The sequence below is a fragment of the Aeromonas sp. QDB56 genome, from assembly GCF_027705505.1.
GTDB lineage: Bacteria > Pseudomonadota > Gammaproteobacteria > Enterobacterales > Aeromonadaceae > Aeromonas > Aeromonas caviae.
On sequence record NZ_JAPDBZ010000305.1, the window covers coordinates 1 to 923 of the forward strand.

Here is a 923-nt window from a genome sequence, read left to right on the forward strand (position 1 = left end):
ATATGATGCACGGCGACAGCAGGGTGATGGTGGTGGTGTGTTTGGAGACAGCCAGTTTACCAGCACCCTGTCTGTCAGCTTCCACTTCCCCAAGATCCCGCGAAGAACCTTTTTTTCTTGAATACGGGTGCCTTGGCGGCGAGTTTCTTATCAAAGCAGCGCATCCACGCGCCATGCAAATCCTTGAGCTTCTGCTGGAGGTTGTCGGTATATGCCTCGGCCAGAAAGGCCATTTCTGGGTCTTTCTTCCAACTGGTGAGCATCCTGTTCAGCTCAAAGGCAGAAGGCAGTTTTTCGCCAGCATCCAGAATGCGTTTGGTTTCTGCCAGCCCGTGATTCCAGACATAACGAGCACAACCGCCCAACTGGCGCAGGCGTTGCGCTTGTTGTTCGGTCGGTTCGAGTCGGAATTTGTAGGCTTTCAGAATTTGCATTTAGCGCTCAGTGTGTAGCATTATTGCCATATCTATTAAGGAAAGTGCGAACAAGTATCCCAAGAACAAAAAATGAAATTTTAGTCATTTAATATCAATGGGTTACCAGTAAATGCTCTCGTGCCATATGACTTATTCGCACCTTCCCTATTTCATCGGCCCAGTCTCCGGGGCAGCAGGGCGAGATCTCGACGTTCTTGGGCACACCGTCTACCCCCAACATTTTCTACGGTGGGGCATCCTTGCTGCCTGCCGTCGCGCATATCGTGCTGATGATCGACGGGACCACGCTAAAGACCGCAACCAATGGTTCGATTAACGCTGTCTCGTTGGCGACCGGCTCAGGGACTCAGCTCGATCAAGGCGCGATCCCGTTACACCTGTTTTCCCGTGGCGGAAGCACTGGGATTAATTTTGGTTCTTCGCGGGATCCTGGGAAAGTGGAAGTTGACAGACAGGGTGCTGGTAAACTGGTTGTCGCCAAACACA

Annotated in this window: 2 protein-coding genes; one reads left to right on the top strand and one right to left on the bottom strand. The window is 51.7% G+C overall.

Features of this window, described 5'->3' with window-relative positions; translation table 11 throughout:
* Positions 1-74: 74 nt before the first annotated feature.
* Positions 75-434: a transposase gene (locus OKB81_RS20565; protein WP_270698520.1), complete on the bottom strand. Its 360-nt coding sequence runs from the start codon at positions 432-434 to the stop codon at positions 75-77.
* Between the two features lie 242 nt (positions 435-676).
* Between OKB81_RS20565 and OKB81_RS20570 the strand changes: the two genes are divergently transcribed.
* Positions 677-923: hypothetical protein (locus tag OKB81_RS20570; protein WP_270805451.1), on the top strand; the 247-nt coding region annotated here is incomplete at its 3' end.

Coding starts and splice junctions, on each gene's coding strand:
- OKB81_RS20565 (WP_270698520.1), bottom strand. CDS start 434: ATGCAAATTCTGAAAGCCTACAAATTCCGACTCGAACCGACCGAACAA.